The organism is Sphingomonas sp. UYEF23 (genome assembly GCF_040546165.1).
Taxonomy (GTDB): Bacteria; Pseudomonadota; Alphaproteobacteria; order Sphingomonadales; family Sphingomonadaceae; genus Sphingomonas; species Sphingomonas glacialis.
Genome location: NZ_JBEPNG010000002.1, coordinates 243,604 through 261,916, shown reverse-complemented (window position 1 = coordinate 261,916; position 18,313 = coordinate 243,604). Strand labels below are relative to the sequence as shown.

The window sequence follows — 18,313 nt, the reverse complement described above, 5'->3', positions numbered from 1 at the left end:
GATGTATAAATACGACCAATACGACCAGCAGATGGTCGACACCCGCGTCGAGGAATTCCGCGACCAGGTGAAGCGCCGGCTTGCGGGCCAGATCACCGAGGACCAGTTCAAGCCGCTCCGGCTGATGAACGGACTCTACCTGCAGCTCCACGCCTATATGCTGCGCGTCGCGATCCCGTACGGCACGCTCGACAGCCGCCAGATGCACATGCTGGCCCATGTCGCGCGCAAATACGATCGCGGCTACGGCCATTTCACGACGCGGCAGAACCTCCAGTTCAACTGGATCAAGCTCGAGGACGCGCCCGACATCCTCGCCGAGCTCGTCACGGTCGAGATGCACGCGATCCAAACGAGCGGCAATTGCATCCGCAACATCTCGTCGGACCAGTACGCCGGCGCCGCCGCGGACGAAGTGACCGATCCGCGCGTGTGGGCGGAGCTGCTGCGCCAGTGGAGCACCTTCCACCCCGAATTCACCTATTTGCCGCGCAAGTTCAAGATCGCGGTGATCGGCGCCGACGAGGATCGCGCCGCGATGCGGCTGCACGACATCGGCATCCAGATGGTCCGCCGTGACGGCGAGCTCGGCGGCAAGATCTTCGTCGGTGGCGGCATGGGCCGCACGCCGATGATCAGCCATGAGATCCGCGATTTTGTCGGCAGCGACGATCTGCTAAGTTATCTCGAGTCGTGCCTGCGCGTCTACAATCGCTACGGCCGGCGCGACAATATCTACAAGGCGCGGATCAAGATCCTGCTCCACGAGATCGGCCCCGACGAATATCGCCGCCAGGTCGAGGAGGAGTTCGTCGCGGTCAAGGCGCTCGGGCTCGATCCGCCCAAGGCCGAGTTCGACCGGATCACTGCCTTCTTCGCCCCCCCCGCGTACGAAGCGGATGCAGCGGACGCGATCGACCGCAGCGACCCCGATTTCGCGGTCTGGGTCGACCAGAACACCGCCGCGCACAAGCAGCCGGGCTATGCGATCGTCACGATCAGCCTCAAGCCGACCGGCGGCATCCCCGGCGACGCGACCGCCGAGCAGATCGACCTCATGGCCGACCTCGCCGAGCGCTACAGCTTCGACGAACTGCGCGTGACGCATGCGCAGAACATCGTCCTGCCGCACGTCCGCAAGGCCGATCTCCACACGATCTGGCAGCAGCTCGACGCGGCCGGCCTCGCGCCCGCCAATCTCGACCTGATCAGCGACATCATCGCCTGCCCCGGCCTCGATTATTGCAGCCTCGCCAATGCGCGCTCGATCCCGCTCGCGCAGAAGATCACCGAGCGCTTTGCCGATCCCGCACGCCAGCGCGACATCGGCGAGTTGAAGGTCAAGATCAGCGGCTGCATCAATGCCTGCGGGCATCACCACGCCGGGCACATCGGCATTCTCGGCGTCGACAAGAAGGGCGTCGAAAATTACCAGCTCTCGCTCGGCGGATCGGGCGCTGAGGATGTGAGCCTCGCCAAGATCACCGGCCCGGGGTTCGACGAGGACGGCGTGGTTGACGCGGTCGAAAAGGTCACCACCGTCTATCTGGCGCAGCGCGAGGGCGGCGAACGCTTCCTCGATACCTATCGCCGCATCGGCATGGAGCCGTTCAAGGAAGCGCTTTATGGATAAGCCCGTCACCGTCGCCCCGGCGCAGGCCGGGGCCGCTGCGTTGGACGCGCAGGCCAAGCCTCAGGGTGGCCCCGGCCTGCGCCGGGGCGAAGCGAGTTTCGACGAGCCTGCCGTCACGCTCGACGCATTTCTCGATGCGCAGACCAACGCGACCGCGGTACGGCTCGAGGCGGGCGACGATGCGCGCGCGCTGCTGCCGTATCTCGACCGGATCGCGCTGATCGAGGTGAGCTTCCCAAGCTTCCGCGATGGGCGGGGCTATTCGTCGGCGCGGATTTTGCGCGAGGCGGGATATACCGGCGAACTGCGCGCGCAGGGCGATGTGCTGGTCGACCAGATGCCGCTGATGCAACGCTGCGGCTTCGACAGCTTCGCGCCCGAATCGGAAATCGACCCGGCAACGCTCGAGGCTTCGCTCAAGCGCTACGAGAACGTCTATCAGAAGGCCGCCGACGGCCGCGTGCCGATCTGGGCGCGGCGGCATGGGTAACGCGCTGCGCAAGCTCGACCTGATCGACGTCGCGCCCTTCTCGCCCGCCGATGCCGCGGCGATGGAAGCGCGCTTCGCCGGCGTCGACACGCGCGACATGCTCGGCGAGTTGCTGACGGGTGAGCTCAAGGGGCGCGTCGCGGCGGTCTCGTCGTTCGGCGCGGAGAGCGCGGTCCTGCTCCACTTGATCTCGCAGGTCGACAAGGACATTCCGGTGATCTTCCTCAACACGCAGAAGATCTTCGGCGCGACGCTCGCGTATCGTGACGAACTGTCCGAGACGCTCGGTTTCACCGATCTGCGCGTGTTTCGTACCGATCCGCGGCTGCTCGCGGCGAAGGATGCGACGGGCTTGCGCTGGAATTACGACCCCGACGGCTGCTGCGACCTGCGCAAGGTCGAGCCATTGCGCCGGGCTTTGGCGCCGTTCGATGCGTGGATCTCGGGCCGCAAGGGCTTCCAGGCGGGCACGCGCCAGGCGATGCCGCGCTTCGAGGAGGATGAGGGTCGGTTGAAGCTCAATCCGCTCGCGGCGTGGGACAAGGCCAAGCTCGACGCCTATTTCGAAGAGCACAGGCTGCCGCGGCATCCATTGGAAGCCGAAGGCTATCCCTCGATCGGCTGTGCGCCGTGCACGAGCAAGGTGTTGCCGGGCGAAGACCCGCGCTCGGGCCGCTGGCGCGGGTGGGAGAAGGTCGAGTGCGGGATTCACGTGCCCGAGAAGCCGGGCGAGGAGCCGGTTTTTTAGGCGTATGACCCCGCTGCAGTGAACGCAGACAGTCCTAGCCAGCCCGCCGTTCTGACTCCCCTCCCTGGAAGGGAGGGGTTGGGGGTGGGTTGCTCTCAATAGGAAGGTCACCCGTGCCACGGGCCGACCCACCCCCGGCCCCTCCCTTCCAGGAAGGGGAGGAACACCGCGGTGCACCGCGATTAAAGCCTCCGTGCGCCGGTCCTTTGCTTCGTCGCCTCTTTGCGTGCTTTCGCCTTACGATACCCGCTCGAAGTTCAAAGTCCGCGCCGTCGTGTCCGCCGCCACCAGCCGCACCGAGATCGTCTCACCCGGCTTGCCCGCGGTCTTGACGCTCGTCAGTACCGCAAGATCGCACAACTGAACCCGCGCGCCGTGCGCATCCGCATCGACGATCACCGCGGAGAAGATCTCGCCCTCGCGCCCCTGCAGCACCGCCGTCTCGGCCAGGTCGATCACCGCGCGGTCGATCCGCCCGCCGATCGCATCGGCGCGCGCCATCACCGGCGGGAGCGTCTCGAACGCCTGCGTCACCACCTCGGGCACCGGCTGTCCGTTGGCGATGGCGAGCGCGGCGCGCACGACATAGCGATCTGCCAGCCGGCGCAGCGGCGCCGTCGCATGCGCATAGGTCGCCGCCATCGCCGCATGCCACGGGATCACGCCATCGCGGTACGGCGTATAGGTCGCCCCGCCCCCGCTGCGCCGCTCGGCGATCATGAAGGCGGCCTGCGCCGGGTCGGCGGCAGACAGCGTCGCGACGAACTGCGAAAGCGTCAGCGCGGCAGGCCACTCCAACCCAAGCCCTAGCGCAACATTGCGCAGCCGTTGCACTGCGCGATTGTCCGGCCCGGCCATCACGCGGAACAGCCCAGTATGGTGCGCGTGCAACAGCGCAGCGACCGCAAGGTTGGTCGCGAGCGACAGCGCGGCGTTGCGGTCCTCGGACAGCAACCGCGGCTCGAACGCCAGCCGATAGCCACCCTTCCCGTCGGCGATCACGTCCTGCTGTGGCGGATCGACGCGACTCGCGCCGCGCGCATCCTCGGCGGTGGCGATGCGGTTGGCGAGTTCGGCGAAATCGGGCGGGAGATCGGCCTCGGTCACGCTGTCATAGGCAAGCTTCGCCCGACTGCGGATGATCGCCCGCTTGGCCCCGTCGAGTGTCGGAGTCCCATCGGGCGCAACGCGCACGGTGAACACCACCGCCGGCCGCGGTCCGCTCGGCAAGAGGCTCGCCGCGCCCTCGGCGAGCACCGGCGGATAGAGCCCGGCCTTGCCGTCGGGCAGATAGAGCGTCGTGCCCCGCTTCCACGCCTCGGCGTCGATCACCCCGCCATCGTCGACGAACCACGCGACGTCGGCGATCGCATAGTGGAGCAACAGGTCCGCCCCGCTGCGCTCGATCGCAAACGCCTGGTCGAGATCGGTCGAACTCGCCGGGTCGAGCGTGACGAACGGCGTGGCGGTGCGATCGACATGCGCAGTCGGCACGCGCTTGGCGGCCTCTTCCGCCGCGGCGAGCACCTGCGGCGGAAACGACTCGGGCACGCCGAACTGCGTCCGGATCAGCGGCAGCCCCGCGGCCAGCACCGCGTTCGAATCGACGAGCGTCTTCAACCGCGCAGCCTCAATAGCCGCCGCCACCGCCGCCTACGACCACGTCGCTGAAGCGCGTGATGTGCGGCTCGAACTTGAGCATCACCTTGCCGGTTGAGCCGTGACGCTGCTTGGCGATGATCAGCTCGGCGAGACCATCGACGCGCGAGAGATGCTCGGACCATTGCGCATGCTTGTCCTGCACGCCTGCCGGACTGTTCGCGCTCGGGATCTCGGGCTGCGCCATGTTGAGATAATAATCCTCGCGATAGACGAACATCACCATGTCGGCGTCCTGCTCGATCGACCCCGATTCGCGCAGATCCGACAGCAGCGGGCGCTTGTCCTCGCGCTGCTCGACCGCGCGGCTGAGCTGCGACAGCGCCATCACCGGCACGTTGAGATCCTTCGCGACGCCCTTGAGCCCGCGGCTGATCTCCGAGATTTCCTGCACGCGCCCGTCGCCCGAACTCTTCGCCGAGCCGGACAGCAACTGAAGGTAATCGACGATGATCAGCCCGAGCTGGTTGTTGTGCCGCCGCTGCAATCGCCGCGCGCGCGTGTGGAGCGAGGCGATCGACAGGTTGGCGGTATCGTCGATGAACAGCGGCAGATTCTCGAGTTCGGCCGCGGTCGTCGCGAGCGCCTGGAATTCGTGCCGGCTGATCTTGCCCGAACGCAGCACGTCCGAATTGATTCGCGCCTGCTCGGACAAGACGCGCCCCGCCAACTGATCGGCCGACATTTCCAGGCTGAAGAACGCAACCTTCGCGCCCAGCGAGCGCTCGGGGTCGATCCCGTCGGCCATGTCACGCATCCAGCGCTGCGCCGCGTTGAACGCGATGTTGGTGGCAAGCGAGGTCTTGCCCATGCCCGGACGCCCGGCGAGGATCATCAAGTCGGAGCGGTGCATGCCGCCGATCTTGGTGTTGATGCTCTCGATCCCCGTCGTGATGCCCGAGATATGCCCGCCCGAATTGAGCGCCACTTCGGCCATCTTGAGCGTCGTCTTGGCGGCCTGCAGGAAGCTCTTGGTCTGGCTCTCGGTCGCGCCGTCCGACGCGACCTTGTAGAGTTCCTCCTCGGCCGCTTCGATCTGCGCGCGCGGGTTGACCTCTTCCGACGTATCCATCGCGCGATCGACGAGGCCACGGCCGACCGTCACCAGCGTGCGCAGCATCGCGAGATCGTAGATCTGCTTGGCGAACTGCCGCGCGCCGATCAGCCCTGCGCCCGAGCCGGTGAGCTGCGCGAGATAGGCGGGGCCGCCCAGCTCGCGCATCCCGGCGTCCTGTTCGAACATCGGGCGCAGCGTGACGGGGCTCGCGAGCATGTCGTTGCCGCGCAGCGTCTTGATCGCGCTGAAGATGCGGCCGTGGAGCGGCTCGAAAAAGTGTTCCGCGTCGAGCCGATCGATCAGATCGTCGGCGAGGCGGTTGTCGATCATCATCGCGCCGAGCATCGCGGCCTCGGCTTCGACGTTCTGTGGTAGCGATACGGTTTCGGGAACGGGCGGTGTGGGGAGGAATGCTGTGGCCATGGCGCTCTCATCCCACTCGCCGCCTGCCCACTCAAGCGGATTGCGCTCACCCGGGTGTGAATCCCGTGGGCGGATGTTGTCCCCTGGCCCCGCCCCCGCTACGGCGTAATCATGGCCGATCCGCGCATCATTGCCGTGACTCTCGACGAACGCACGATCCTGTGGCGGTCGGCCGATATCGAGCAAGAGCGCCGCATCGCGATCTTCGATCTGATCGAAGGCAACCATTTCGCGCCGCAAAGGGCGTATCCCGATGGCTATGCCGGCCCCTACCGGATCGCGCTCAGCGTCGAGGAAGGCCGGCTCGGCATCGCGATCCACCGCGCGGACGACCGCCATCTCGAGACCTATGTGCTCGGCATGGGGCGCGTCCGTCGCCCGATCAAAGACTATTTCGCGATCTGCGACAGCTATTACCAGGCGATCCGAAACGCGACACCGGCGCAGATCGAGACGGTGGACATGGCGCGGCGCGGCATCCACAACGAAGCGGCGGAGCTGCTCAAGGAACGGCTGGAGGGCAAGATCGAGATCGACTTCGACACCGCCCGCCGGCTGTTCACGCTGATCTGCGTACTTCATATCAAGGGCTGACCGCCCGAACGGGACTATCGTGGTAAAATATCGCCTGTGGGGCATCCGGGTCGGGCTGTACGCCACGATCGCCGGCGTACTTGCCCTTGCTGCCATCATTCTCTGGGTGCTCGCGCTGAGCTGGCGGCCGACCGACCGCTTCGCGTTCCAGGGGCTCGACGTGTCCGCCGCCAATGGCGAGATCGACTGGTTTGCCGTCAAGCGCGGCGGCGCCGATTTCGCCTATGTCCGCGCAACCGCCGCCGATCAGCGCGACCCGCGCTTCGAGGCGAACTGGTCCGCGGTCGCCGAGACGGGAATGCGCCGCGGCGCGAGCCATGCCTATTCGCTGTGCCGCCTCGCCGCCGACCAGGCCAACGCCTTCAACACGATCGTCGCGCGCGACGATGGCGCGCTCCCCACCGCGCTCGAGCTCGATTTCAGCGACGACTGCACGGCGCGGCCGACCGCGCCGATCGTGCTCGACGAGCTTCGGCGCTTCATCACGATGGTCGAATCGCATACCGGCAAGCCGCTGCTGATCAAGGTCAGCAAGCGCTTCGATGCGGCATACGGCGTGACGCTGGCGATTCCCCGCCCGGTCTGGGCGATGCAGGATTTCTTCCCGCCCGATTATCCGGCAAGGCGCTGGCGGATGTGGCAGGCAAGCGACATGCGGCGCATCGACGGGGTCGATGGGCCGGTCCATTGGGATGTAGTGGCACCATGACGATGCAAGAAACCTTGATCACCGCAGCGCGCGCCGCCGCGTTGAACGCACACGCCCCCTATTCGCGCTTCGCGGTCGGCGCGGCGGTGCTGCTCGCCGACGGGCGGATCGTCACCGGCGCGAATTTCGAGAATGCGAGCTATGGCCTGTCGCTCTGCGCCGAAACGGTCGCGCTGGCCACGGTCAACAGCGCAGGCGATTTCCGCGACGTGGTCGAGATCGGCGTGATCGGCGGCGCGATGGACGCCGACGGGCGCCCGACGGGAACCGCGCCGGTCGGCCCGTGCGGCCGCTGCCGCCAGGTGATCAACGAAGCCGCGCAGATCGGCGGGCGCGATATCGTCGTGTGGTGCGGCGCGGCCGAGGGCGACGCGGTCGAGCGCTATCTGCTGAGCGAATTGCTGCCGCATGCCTTCGGGCCGGCGGATCTGGGGTTGGGGCCGAAAGCGTAATCGCGAGGTTGCCGCTCCCCGGCGAAGGCCGGGGCCCAGTCGCGAGCGTTCGGTAGTCGAACGCGACGCCACCCCTGCAACGCCCGCATCTGGGCCCCGGCCTTCGCCGGGGAGCGTCGCGTCAGTCCACCTTCGATGCCCCAGCGAACAGCGCATCGACCGACCCGCCATTCGCGCGCAACGCTGCCTCGACGCGCTTGCGCCCGTCATAATAGCGCAGCGCCGGAACGCTGCGATGCTCCGCCTTGAGCAACGCCGCATCTCGGTCCGACAGGCTCCCCCCGCCCGCCACCAGATCGCAATATCCCTCGCGCAGCCACGCTGGATAGACGACATCGGCGGCGACGCCGTAGCGCGCGCGGATCAGCCCGTGGGTGCGCTCGTGCGCGATCACGCCCGACAGGCTGCGCTGTCCCGCGATCGCCCCGCCGTTGAAAACCACGTCGCGCGCGGCATCGCTGCGGTTGACGACGATCGTCTCGCCAAACCCGCGCGAGAGCGCGAACGCACCCGACGCCTGCAAGGCGAGCGCCCGCCAGCGCCAGCCGCCATCGGTCAGGAAGATGCGCCGACCATAGCCCGGCCCGAAGATCGCGCTCTTGCGCAGCAGCGCGTCGGATTGCGCCAGAAGCTGCGGCATCGTCGCCGGCAGCGCCCGCTCGGAATAGACGACGGTATCGCCGATAATCTGGCGATGCGGAAAGGCCAGTACCTCGGGCGCGAGCACCACGGTGCCCAGCCCGACCCCGGCCAGCACAAGCCCGCGATTGAAAAGCCTATGCCATCGTCGCATCGATCCATCTCCCCGTGCGTGTATTACTATGACAGCACACCAAGGTCCACGCAATAGCGCCTTGCCCGTCCCCGCATTTCCGGCGACAGGCTGGCGGCAACCAACAGGGAGCCTTCACATGTCGATCATGTCCGACCGCTGGATTCGCGAGCAGGCGCTAACCACCGGGATGATCGAGCCGTTCGTCGACGGCCAGAAGCGCGACGGCTGCATCAGCTACGGCCTGTCGTCCTACGGCTATGACGCGCGCGTGTCCGACGAGTTCAAGGTCTTCACCAACATCGACAGCGTGATCGTCGACCCTAAGGACTTTGCCGCCAACAGCTTCGTCGACCGCAAGACCGATTGCTGCATCATCCCGCCCAACAGCTTCGCGCTGGCGCGCACGGTCGAGTATTTCCGCGTTCCGCGTGACGTGCTGGTGATCTGCCTCGGCAAGTCGACCTATGCGCGCTGCGGGATCATCGTCAATGTCACCCCGCTCGAGCCCGGCTGGGAGGGGCATGTCACGCTCGAATTTTCGAACACCACCCCCCTGCCCGCGAAGATCTACGCCAATGAAGGCGCGTGCCAGTTCCTCTTCCTCGAAGGCAACGAGCCGTGCGAGACGAGCTATGCCGATCGCGCGGGCAAATATATGGGACAGCGCGGGGTCACGCTGCCGCGGTTGTAAGCGCGCCGCCGCGGACGCGTGCCGCACGACGCGGGCGCGCGCGTCGGCAACGGTCGATGGCGTTGCGCGATCACTGGACCAGGCGCGAAGTCTGGAGCGCAGTGGAGAACAGCTGCTGGAGTGCGGTGATGATGCTGTCGTTGGCGGTCACCGTCTGCACAAGCGCGGCCCCGTTGGTCCCGGGCGAGGCGCACTGCTGCAACGCGGTCAACACCTTGTCCGAGGTTCCCGCACTGCTGCCCGAATACGGCGCGGGAGGGGGTGGCAGGAACGGCGCGACGTTGGTTTGCGACCAAGCATCATTGGCCAGCGCCTCGGGCAGATACTGGGTGTAGAGGATTGCGATCTTGATCCCCTTTGCCTTGATCGCCGTGCAGATTGTCTGATCACTGCTCCGCAGCGGCCCGAAATAGCGGCTGGGCTGGTCCACCATGCCATCTGTCACGAGGAACAGAATTTTCTGTGGAGTGACCCCGGGCGCGCCTGAACCAGCCGTCGGGATGAGGCCGTTCATCGTCGTCAGCATATTGGATATTTCGGTGGCTTGATCGTTGGTGTTCGTCGTGCTGGTCGGTTGGCTGTTCTGCCACCATAAATCATCGTTCGGAAACAATGAGGCTGCCGAGAAATTGCTGCCATACGATGCGACATTGGTGAGCGTATTCAGCGTTTTGACGGGAGAGGTGTTCCCCGACCGCGTCCAGTCGAACGAGAACATCTGCGCTTGATAGGTGACTTTGAACTGCTGGGCCTGATTTGCAGCGAAGGGGATCAATTGGCTGGCCGCGGAGACCACGTCATCCTTGCGCAACGTGATGCTGGCGGGACTCCCATAGAGGAGCCCGTAATTGTGCGTCAGCCAATAGCCGTCCGCCCAATAGCCGGTGTCATAGGTAGACGACGAACTCGATGTGCTCCCGGTCGTGCTGGTCGTGGTTGAAGTACCGAATGGCGGCGTGATTTTGACGACCGTCGTCGGGGTGGAAGCTGTCGTCTTGGTGATCGTAACCGGCCCGCTGTTACTATCGGTGATGGAGTAGGTAACCACGGTTGCGGTCGTCACAGTGGTCGTCGTTGTCGTTGGGTTTAACCACGTCCCACCCGTCGTGCTGGGACCAGAAACCGATGACGATGACGCAGGATTTAGCGGTTTTTGCGAACTATCGAAGAGAAGCTTGGTCGTTGGATTATAGAGATAGTATACGTTCTGGTTGGATGCGCCGGCGGTATAATAGCTAGACGACAATAATACCTGCAGCCCGGCGCTGTTCGTGACATTGATTGAATCATTGTGCGGCAACGATTCATGGCAGGAAAAGGCGCAGCCGGTAACTTTCTGAATCTTGCTGATCCCGTCCGACGTCGCGGGCAGAAGCATCGATGGGGAATTGTCCATCGCCAGGTAGAAATCGACATTGGGCGGCTGCGCTGCATTGGCCGTCGCGGTGCCACGCACCGTCAGCGTTGTCGCGCCGAGGATCCCGCCAAAGATGTTGATCGATTGTGCGGTGTAGGAGACGGTTGCCGTGCGGAGCGCCGCCAGTGTCTGGCCGCTGCCCGAGGCGCTGGCCGTTATGGTGACGGTCCGTTGTATCCCCTGATAGCCGCCGATCGCCAAGGCTTGGGCGTCGAACATGGCATAGGCTGCATCGGACGGATCAGTTCCCGTCCGCAGGATCATCGCGGGCGAAACCGCCGCCAGCGCCGCGGCATCGGCCGCGGAGTTCAAATGCGTCTGGAGCCGCATGGCGCGCGCATAGTCGATGCCGAAACCCGTCGCGAAGGTCAGCGGAATGATCGCAAACCCCATGATCATGAGAACGCCACCCCTTCGGTCGGCGTTCAGCCGACGAAGGAACCTCACCACGGCAACCCAGGGCTGAAACATGCGAGCGCTCTTCATCATCCGTACACCTAGTAAAGACGAGGGGACATATAGATGGTGTCGGTCAGTCTCATCGTCGGCAAGGACAAGACGCTGACACCTGGCGTATAGCTGTAGTTGACGGTCCCGACGAACAGCCAGCCACCCGCGGTACCGACTTGGGTCTTGGTGCTGGTGCCCGGCGCGAAGTTCGTGCACACGTTCGAGCCGTCCGGCGAAACGGGAACCATCGGGGCCGTGACCATCGAACTCGGGATCGAAATCACATTCGCGGCAGACTGTGTCTGGTTCGCGGGGAGCGTCCCGGCGGTGTGGGTCGACGTCACCGCCGACACGGCGCTGCCATCGACGGTCTGCGTTTGAGCCTGGGTCCAAACGACATAGGCGTGCGTCGCGTCGCAGATTCGCAGGAGCGAGATTTGCTCGGTTGCGTTGTTGAGCGCGTACGGCGCCAGGGCAACCGCGCTCGCGCTGAGGTACGACGTCGCGCTCGCGTCTTGCGGCTTGTTGTAGATGATCGCTGGCGACATGGTTCGGCTGACCAGGTCGACCAGCGAACGCGTCGCGGTGGTGACCTTGCGGGTCGACGAGATCATATCCATCGTGGCGTACCCGCCAAGATACATGACGATGAGCACGGGCAGGCACATTGCAAACTCGACGAGGGCGACCCCGCGCGTGCTATCGACCAGGCGCCTCAGCACGAGGTCTGCCCCGAATTGCACGAATAGGCCTCGGTCGTTGATACCGACGTCGCCACGAGCATGCGATTGCCGTTGGGCTGGTTCGTGAGGTTCAAACCCAAGGGGCCGACGCCCGTCGGCCACAGATAGATGAGTTGCAGGACAACGATCTGGCTTTGCCCGTTGCCGTTCGACTGGGTGTTATAGCCGGTATTCGTCGACGTTATGACGCCTTGGCTGTTGTAGGTGAACGTCGGAGCCGTCGTGCTCGCGACATTGTACGTGTTCGCGGTGCTGACGTTGACCGTGAGCCGACTGCACGACAGCATCGGTGGCAGCAACGGCGCAATGGTGACGGCAGCGCCGCTGGAATTGGTGCCGGTGGTCCCGTTGCAGATCGCATTCTTCAAGTCGCTCGCGGACAGTCCGACGGTGCCGTTGGCCAGTCGGATCGTTTGCGCGGATCCTGTCAGCAACAAGCGCGCCGACGCCAGGGCCGCCGTCTCGAGCATCTGCTGCGCCAGGAAGATTAATGCAGTATAGAGGATCGCGAGCACAAGGCCGATAAAAGCCGGCCCGACAATCGCGAATTCGACCGCAGCAGTCCCATCGCACCGTTTCGCAATAGTCCCGACGCGCGAGAGACCGCATGATGCCCGGTTAATTGCGCGCAATAGCTTCACCGATGGTCCCCTTGCGGTATCGATAAGTCTCTTCTGCTTCAGATTTCGTTAATGCTCCTGGAAAAACAGTATTAAATGGGACGGATCAGCCAATCCTCATGAGGTTTCGCCTGATCGGATCGACCTCAAACATAAATCAAGTTTCATTTTTGCGACGTCGGCGCCCGCAACCTGCTTCGGCGCAAGCATAGCCGGGCGGCCCCGCACTTCGTTCGGAATAGCATGGTGCAAGCGGCCATTGGCCAACATCCACGAACGGGCGCTTTTGGGAGGGTGCAAAGCGCGTACGCCACGGACGGGCGGTCGAACGCGAAATTGGCGCAATCCTACATCGATCGGCTCGCGATATTTTCGGGCTGGTCTTTTCGATCCGCGATTCCGCAGGCCTCGCAGCGGCGCCAGCATCGGACGCGCACCAGCGTGTCGCGCCGCTGGTGACTCCTCTGGATCAGGCAAGATTTGGCAACGCTCGACTTTGTAAAACACGCGTCTGGGGGGGCGATCGAGCCCAGCGCCTGGAGCACGACAGGTGCGATTGGCCGGCTATTCGCGCCGCTGGGCAGCACTCCTGCGACTCGCCGCCACGGCTTGTGGCGATGGCGACTTGGGGGGCCGGTCACTGCCTAGCGCGGACCGCCCGATCGCCTGCGGATGTCCGCCCGGTCGTTGCAGCGGGAATGCGGAGCCCCGGCGGCAAGCCCCCGCCTGTCGCGGCGCCACGGCCAAAAAAAAGGCGGCCCCGAAGGACCGCCCTGATTGTGCTTCGATGGTCGCGAACGCCTTAGAAGTCGTTGCGATACTGCTCGTTGCCGATGAAGCCGAGCTTCGAGACGTTCGACCGCTTGATGATCGCGAGGATCTGGTCGACCTTCTCGTACTTTGCCGCCGGGTCGGGCTGGAAGTGCAGCTCGGGCTCGGGGTTCAGCTGCGTCGTCTGCGTCAGATACTGCTGCAGCGTTGCCGGGTCGGTCGCCGCGCCGTTCCACAGCACGACGCCGTCGGGCTGGATCACGATCTTGTTCTTTTGCGGGTCGATCAAGGGCTTGGTCTGGTTCGGGTCATTGATCGGAAGATCGACCTTCACCGCGTGCGTCTGGATCGGGATGGTGATGATGAACATGATGAGGAGCACGAGCATGACGTCGATCAACGGCGTCGTGTTCATGTCCATCATCGGCTGGTCGTCAGCACGCCCTGCGCTAATTGCCATGTCAGTTACTCCCTGCGGCGAGGCCGCAAATCAAATGCGCTGCTGCAGCAGCGATCACGAAGACGGGCCGCCCGTGGGAGGGGGTTCCGAAATGAAGCCAACCTTGGCGAAGCCTGCCGACTGCATCGTGTAGATTGCACCGCCAATGCAGCGATACGGAGTCTCGACGTCGCCGCGGATATGCGCCTCGGGAAGGTCGTCGGTCGTCAAGTTCGCGGCGCCGCCGGCCTTGTCGACGATTTCCTTGAGCTTGTCGGTCGCACGCTTGAGCAGTTCCTCATGCGTCACCGGCGTCTGGCCCCAGAACACCGCGCAGCTGCCGTCTGGCTTGCGCGTGATCGAGAGCGACACGTTCTCGGGCTTGGTCACGGTCGGATCGTAGCGCACGTCCGGGAGCTTCAGCTTGACGGTCTGCACGATCGCCGGGATCGTGATGAGGAAGATGATGAGCAACACCAGCATGACGTCGACGAGCGGCGTCGTATTGATGTCGGACATCGGGGCGTCATCGCCGCCGCCACCTGTACTAATCGCCATGAAAGGCCATCCTATTCGTATCGGTCAGGCCGCCCGACATACCGGGCGGCGAAGGAAGCGGGGCCGCCGAGCGGCGGCCCCGTTCGGTAGTCTTAGACGCGGGTCTGCACGCCGCCGGCCTGGCCAGCCGTCGTGGTCGTCACAGCGGGCTTCGCTGCAGCAACCGGAGCCTTCTTGCCCGGTGCATGCGGACGAACCGCACCGTTCGATGCAAGGTAGCCGAGCACGTCGTTCGAGAAGGCCGAGAGGTGCTCGGCGATCGCCTTGTTGCGACGCTGCAGCCAGTTGAAGGCGAGCACGGCCGGAACCGCGACGACCAGACCGAAGGCGGTCATGATCAGCGACTCACCGACCGGGCCTGCGACCTTGTCGATCGATGCCTGGCCAGCCTGGCCGATGCCGATCAGTGCGCGGTAAATACCAAGAACCGTACCGAACAGACCGACGAACGGTGCGGTTGCGCCGACCGTTGCGAGGAAGGCGAGACCGCCACCGAGCTGCGAGTTGATGATCGCTTCCGAGCGAGCGAGCGAGCCGTGCAGCCAGTCATGCGCTTCGACCGGATCGGTCAGACGCGAATGCTGCTCCTGGGCTTCGATGCCGTCGTCGACGATCTGCTTGTAGGCCGAGTTCTTCTCGAGCTTGGCAGCGCCTTCGCGCAGCGAGTTCGACGCCCAGAAGGTCGCACGGACGCGACGGCCCTGGTTGATGATCTTCTGCTGCTCGAAGATCTTGGTGAACAAGATGTAGAGCGTGAAGAACAGGAAGATCGTGAGGATGCCAGCGGTCGTCCAGGTGACGGGGCCGCCCTGCTTCATCGCGTTCATGAAGCCGAAATTGTCTGCGGCGTTGGCACCGGCAGCGAGGATGATGGTGGACATTAGGGGGACTTCCTTCTCGACAAGATGACCGTGGGGCCCCTTCCCGGGCCCGCACGGCTAGGATTGGTTTTATTCTGGCAAGCGCCACACGACGTTGCGCGACGAAGCGGAACGGATGGGGTTGCCGCTCTGGTCCATCGCCGGCGAATACCGCCCGCGACGCGTGATGTTCGAGCAGGCCGCGCGATCGAGCGACGAGTTGCCGCTGGATGCGACGACGACACAGTTCTCAACACGACCAGCGGTATTGATTTCCCACTTGATCTTGCTGGTACCCTGCGCCTCTGCACTCAGCGCGTCGGAAGGATAATCGTCGGTGGTCACCCACTGCGACGGATCGCCCTTGGGGCCCGCGGCCTTGCTGACCACGGGTGCGGGGGGTGCCGCGACCGGGACAGGAGCAGGCGCTGCGGCGCGAACCGTGATCGGCGCAGCCGGCGGCGGCGTGACGACCGTAGCGATCGGCGGCGGCGGCGACTGGACGCGCACGATCGGCGGCGGCGACACGACCGGTGGGGTCTGCAGCTGCGGCTGTTCGGGCGGCGGGGGGGGCGGCTTGTCTGGTGGAGGGGGCGGCGGTTCGACGACGTCGAAGGTGTTAAGCTTCTCGGTCACCTTTTTGATGTACTTGAAGGTCAGCCCGTTCACGAAACCCCACGCGAACAGCGCGACAATGACCGAAACGATCACGATCGACACCACTTTGCTGCCACTCGTATTGCGATCAGCGTATGCCATTCAGAAACGAAACTCCTCTATTCCGGCACGACGGTCCAAGCCGATCCGTAACGTCCGCTCGTTATCCGGCCTGTCATGGGCTAGTGTATCCTGGACAGACCACAACCTCTATCGTGCCAAAAACCACGACGCAAACGCTTTGTCTCACGCAACAAACGTACAACCTCACCGTGGCAGAATTATTTCTGTTTAAAAATGTCGTGACCAGCTAATCCAGCAGCATGCCGATACCGCTTAAATTCGCTCTCGCAGCCGCCCTGCTCGGCCTGCCCGCAACCCTCGCCGCAGGGCAGCAAACCCGTGCAAATCCGACAGATGTCGCGATTCCGGCGTTATACTATGCCGACTATGCCGACCTCGTCGTCGCGGCGCCGGTGATCGTCGATGCGACGATCCGCAGCCAGCTTCGGCTTAAGCCTGCCGATGCGCCGGACCTCCCACCGAATATCGTGCGACTGTACGTCGAGGCCGACGTCACCGCGCTGATTCGCGGCACCACCGCCGTTCCGCCGCGGCTCGGCTACACGCTCGACGTCCCGCTCGATGCCCATGGGCGAGTCCCGCGCTATCGCAAGGCGCGGGTGCTGTTGTTCGCGCGCAGTGTCGCAAGCAACGCTGGCCAGGTCCAGCTCGTCCGGCCCGACGGGCAGCGCAGCTGGACCCCGACGGGCGACGGGCTCACCCGCCGAATCGTCCGCGAAGTGCTCGCCCCCGACGCGCCGCCAACGGTGACCGGCATCGGCAATGCCGTCCATACGCGCGGCGATCTGCCCGGCTCGGGCCAGACGCAGATCTTCCTGACGACCAGCGACAGCCGTCCGATCTCGTTCGATATCGAGCGCAAACCCGATCAGCCGCCGCATTGGGTGATCGCGCTCAGCGAAGTGGTCGACCAATCTGCCCCACCACCGGCGCGCGATACGCTCTTGTGGTACCGCCTCGCCTGCACCCTGCCCGCCACGCTGCCCGACACCTCGGTCCCGCAAAGCGGCGACGATGCGACGATCGCGCGCGAAGATTATGCGCTGGTCGTCCGCGAGCTCGGCGCGTGCGAGCGCGGGGGGCGACGCTAGAAACACCCCCGGGCGCAAGGCCGAAGCGACACCTTAGCGAACCTCGAGCACCTGCCCCGTCGTCGAATGTGCGCTGACGAGATAGTCGGCCGCAGCGACCACGGCGTCGCAGTTCGCATCCGCCGCCACATCGAGCGCGGCAAGGCGCGTGTGCGGCGCAAGTTCGACCGCGAGCGGTGTAACCGCCGCCAGCAGCATGGCGCGATCGAGCGCTGCAACGCGCGCGTCGATCACCAGCAAGATCATCCCGGATTCGCGCGGCACCGTACGCACTGCAGCGACCGCGTCGCGATCATCCCCGAAAACCAGCGCCGACCGCGTGCCCACCGCCGCCGCGAGCGCCGCCCTCACCGCCGGTTCCGCACCAGGGTAATGCCGATCGACTCGCCCGCCTCGGCGATGGCGAGCTTGACGATCGACACCTCGACGCGCGTGACCCGGCTGTCCTGCAGGAACAGCGTCTCGCAAATATGGTCTGCCACCGCCTCGACCAGCTTGAAATGTACGCCCGTCGGCAGCGCGGTCGTCGCCGCGTGCTTGAGGTCGAGATAGTTCTTCGAGGCGGCCAGCGGCGTCTCGGGATCGAAGCGATCGGGCACCGCCAGATCGACCGTCAGCGAGATCCGCAGCGGCTGCGGCAAATGCGTCTCCTCCGAATAGATGCCGGTCAGCACCATCACTTCGAGGTCGTGCACGTTGAGCGTCAAACGGTCGGTCAAATCGATCCCAATCCTGGTCGTATCGCCGCGCCCCATAGCAGAAGTCGCCGTGTGAGGAACCTTTGCCCTACGATGACGCTTGCGTTGGGGCTGATCGGGGGTAAAGCGCGCGGCCCGCGTGCTGCCATGCGGCCATGAAGGATCAACGCCCGTGATCGAGGTCTTGCCGATTGCCGCTGTCGCGCCCGACGCCGTCGAGGCTTTGCTCGATCGTGCCTTCGGGACCGACCGCCATGGCCGAACGGCAGACCGAATCCGCGAAGGCATGACCGCGATCCCCGTGCTGAGCCTCGCCGCAGTCGAGGACGGCGCGTTGATCGGCACGATCCAGTGCTGGCCGATTCGCTTCGCCGGTGACGACGGCGGCGACGTCGCGATGGTGCAAGTCGGCCCCGTCGCGGTCGCGCCCGACCGCCAGCAAGGCGGCATCGGCCGCATGCTGACGGCACGCGCGCTGGCCGCAGCCGAAGCCGCGGGGCTCGACGATGCGCTGACGCTGATCGGCGACCCCGAATATTACAGCCGCTTCTTCGGCTTCGACGCAGCGCGCACAGCCGCGTGGCGCGTGCCCGGCCCGGTCGAGCGGCATCGCCTGCTCGCCCGCGGCGCGAACGTTCCGACCGGCGCCGGCCTGCTCGGACCGCGCGTGGCAGCCTTGGTCTGACGCGACGCG

Annotated in this window: 21 protein-coding genes; 9 read left to right on the top strand and 12 right to left on the bottom strand. The window is 65.1% G+C overall.

Going from position 1 to position 18,313, the window contains the following annotated elements:
• The first annotated feature begins 1 nt into the window (after position 1).
• From ABIB28_RS04415 to ABIB28_RS04405, 3 genes are read left to right on the top strand one after another with little or no spacing between them, the layout of a single operon-like run.
• Positions 2–1,633, top strand: coding sequence for a nitrite/sulfite reductase (locus ABIB28_RS04415; protein ID WP_354286652.1), 1,632 nt, complete (start codon positions 2–4; stop codon positions 1,631–1,633).
• Positions 1,626–2,123, top strand: coding sequence for a DUF934 domain-containing protein (locus ABIB28_RS04410; protein ID WP_354286650.1), 498 nt, complete (start codon positions 1,626–1,628; stop codon positions 2,121–2,123). The genes ABIB28_RS04415 and ABIB28_RS04410 overlap by 8 nt, the downstream gene beginning before the upstream one ends.
• Positions 2,116–2,871, top strand: a complete 756-nt coding sequence (locus ABIB28_RS04405) for a phosphoadenylyl-sulfate reductase (protein ID WP_354286648.1) — start codon at positions 2,116–2,118, stop codon at positions 2,869–2,871. Before ABIB28_RS04410 ends, ABIB28_RS04405 begins: the two co-directional genes overlap by 8 nt.
• A gap of 237 nt (positions 2,872–3,108) precedes the next feature.
• Here ABIB28_RS04405 and ABIB28_RS04400 read toward each other — a convergent pair whose 3' ends face one another.
• Both ABIB28_RS04400 and ABIB28_RS04395 read right to left on the bottom strand, forming a co-directional pair.
• A complete protein-coding gene (locus tag ABIB28_RS04400) occupies positions 3,109–4,491 on the bottom strand; it encodes an RNB domain-containing ribonuclease (protein WP_354286647.1) in 1,383 nt (460 codons plus the stop codon).
• Positions 4,492–4,501: 10 nt separating this feature from the next.
• A complete protein-coding gene (locus tag ABIB28_RS04395) occupies positions 4,502–6,010 on the bottom strand; it encodes a replicative DNA helicase (protein ID WP_010183874.1) in 1,509 nt (502 codons plus the stop codon).
• A gap of 111 nt (positions 6,011–6,121) precedes the next feature.
• Between ABIB28_RS04395 and ABIB28_RS04390 the strand changes: the two genes are divergently transcribed.
• From ABIB28_RS04390 to ABIB28_RS04380, 3 genes are read left to right on the top strand one after another with little or no spacing between them, the layout of a single operon-like run.
• Complete coding sequence (locus ABIB28_RS04390; protein WP_354286645.1) at positions 6,122–6,604, top strand: UPF0262 family protein; 483 nt, start codon at positions 6,122–6,124, stop codon at positions 6,602–6,604.
• A 19-nt stretch (positions 6,605–6,623) separates the two neighbouring features.
• Positions 6,624–7,313 (top strand): glycoside hydrolase family 25 protein, encoded by a 690-nt coding sequence (locus ABIB28_RS04385; protein ID WP_354286643.1) that lies wholly within the window; start codon positions 6,624–6,626, stop codon positions 7,311–7,313.
• Positions 7,310–7,765 (top strand): cytidine deaminase, encoded by a 456-nt coding sequence (locus ABIB28_RS04380; protein ID WP_416194461.1) that lies wholly within the window; start codon positions 7,310–7,312, stop codon positions 7,763–7,765. Before ABIB28_RS04385 ends, ABIB28_RS04380 begins: the two co-directional genes overlap by 4 nt.
• A 121-nt stretch (positions 7,766–7,886) precedes the next feature.
• Here ABIB28_RS04380 and ABIB28_RS04375 read toward each other — a convergent pair whose 3' ends face one another.
• A complete protein-coding gene (locus tag ABIB28_RS04375; RefSeq protein WP_354286641.1) occupies positions 7,887–8,522 on the bottom strand; it encodes a hypothetical protein in 636 nt (211 codons plus the stop codon).
• 154 nt (positions 8,523–8,676) lie between these two features.
• Here ABIB28_RS04375 and dcd point away from each other — a divergent pair, with 154 nt between their 5' ends.
• Positions 8,677–9,231: a dCTP deaminase gene (gene dcd, locus ABIB28_RS04370; RefSeq protein ID WP_189675407.1), complete on the top strand. Its 555-nt coding sequence runs from the start codon at positions 8,677–8,679 to the stop codon at positions 9,229–9,231.
• A 70-nt stretch (positions 9,232–9,301) separates the two neighbouring features.
• On the opposite strand, the gene ABIB28_RS04365 is transcribed toward dcd, so the two are convergent.
• From ABIB28_RS04365 to ABIB28_RS04335, 7 genes are all read right to left on the bottom strand, one after another.
• Positions 9,302–11,119 carry a TadE/TadG family type IV pilus assembly protein gene (locus tag ABIB28_RS04365; RefSeq protein ID WP_354286639.1) on the bottom strand — a complete coding sequence of 606 codons (1,818 nt, stop codon included), beginning with the start codon at positions 11,117–11,119 and terminating at the stop codon, positions 9,302–9,304.
• A gap of 26 nt (positions 11,120–11,145) precedes the next feature.
• Complete coding sequence (locus tag ABIB28_RS04360; RefSeq protein WP_133189825.1) at positions 11,146–11,820, bottom strand: TadE/TadG family type IV pilus assembly protein; 675 nt, start codon at positions 11,818–11,820, stop codon at positions 11,146–11,148.
• Positions 11,814–12,482 carry a TadE/TadG family type IV pilus assembly protein gene (locus ABIB28_RS04355; RefSeq protein WP_354286637.1) on the bottom strand — a complete coding sequence of 223 codons (669 nt, stop codon included), beginning with the start codon at positions 12,480–12,482 and terminating at the stop codon, positions 11,814–11,816. The genes ABIB28_RS04360 and ABIB28_RS04355 overlap by 7 nt, the downstream gene beginning before the upstream one ends.
• 781 nt (positions 12,483–13,263) lie before the next feature.
• Positions 13,264–13,692 (bottom strand): ExbD/TolR family protein, encoded by a 429-nt coding sequence (locus tag ABIB28_RS04350; protein WP_133189829.1) that lies wholly within the window; start codon positions 13,690–13,692, stop codon positions 13,264–13,266.
• 54 nt (positions 13,693–13,746) lie between these two features.
• On the bottom strand, positions 13,747–14,229 hold the full coding sequence (locus ABIB28_RS04345) for an ExbD/TolR family protein (RefSeq protein ID WP_165954502.1): 483 nt from the start codon (positions 14,227–14,229) through the stop codon (positions 13,747–13,749).
• Between the two features lie 92 nt (positions 14,230–14,321).
• Positions 14,322–15,110: a MotA/TolQ/ExbB proton channel family protein gene (locus ABIB28_RS04340; RefSeq protein WP_133189831.1), complete on the bottom strand. Its 789-nt coding sequence runs from the start codon at positions 15,108–15,110 to the stop codon at positions 14,322–14,324.
• 69 nt (positions 15,111–15,179) lie between these two features.
• Positions 15,180–15,848 (bottom strand): energy transducer TonB, encoded by a 669-nt coding sequence (locus tag ABIB28_RS04335; protein WP_189675411.1) that lies wholly within the window; start codon positions 15,846–15,848, stop codon positions 15,180–15,182.
• Positions 15,849–16,069: 221 nt separating this feature from the next.
• Between ABIB28_RS04335 and ABIB28_RS04330 the strand changes: the two genes are divergently transcribed.
• Positions 16,070–16,921, top strand: a complete 852-nt coding sequence (locus ABIB28_RS04330; protein WP_133189833.1) for a hypothetical protein — start codon at positions 16,070–16,072, stop codon at positions 16,919–16,921.
• Positions 16,922–16,954: 33 nt separating this feature from the next.
• Here ABIB28_RS04330 and ABIB28_RS04325 read toward each other — a convergent pair whose 3' ends face one another.
• Together ABIB28_RS04325 and ABIB28_RS04320 are read right to left on the bottom strand one after the other, a co-directional pair.
• Positions 16,955–17,272: a Rossmann fold domain-containing protein gene (locus ABIB28_RS04325; RefSeq protein WP_354286633.1), complete on the bottom strand. Its 318-nt coding sequence runs from the start codon at positions 17,270–17,272 to the stop codon at positions 16,955–16,957.
• Positions 17,269–17,640: a dihydroneopterin aldolase gene (locus tag ABIB28_RS04320; RefSeq protein WP_133189837.1), complete on the bottom strand. Its 372-nt coding sequence runs from the start codon at positions 17,638–17,640 to the stop codon at positions 17,269–17,271. The genes ABIB28_RS04325 and ABIB28_RS04320 overlap by 4 nt, the downstream gene beginning before the upstream one ends.
• Positions 17,641–17,791: 151 nt before the next feature.
• Here ABIB28_RS04320 and ABIB28_RS04315 point away from each other — a divergent pair, with 151 nt between their 5' ends.
• Complete coding sequence (locus ABIB28_RS04315) at positions 17,792–18,304, top strand: GNAT family N-acetyltransferase (protein ID WP_354286631.1); 513 nt, start codon at positions 17,792–17,794, stop codon at positions 18,302–18,304.
• Positions 18,305–18,313: the final 9 nt, after the last annotated feature.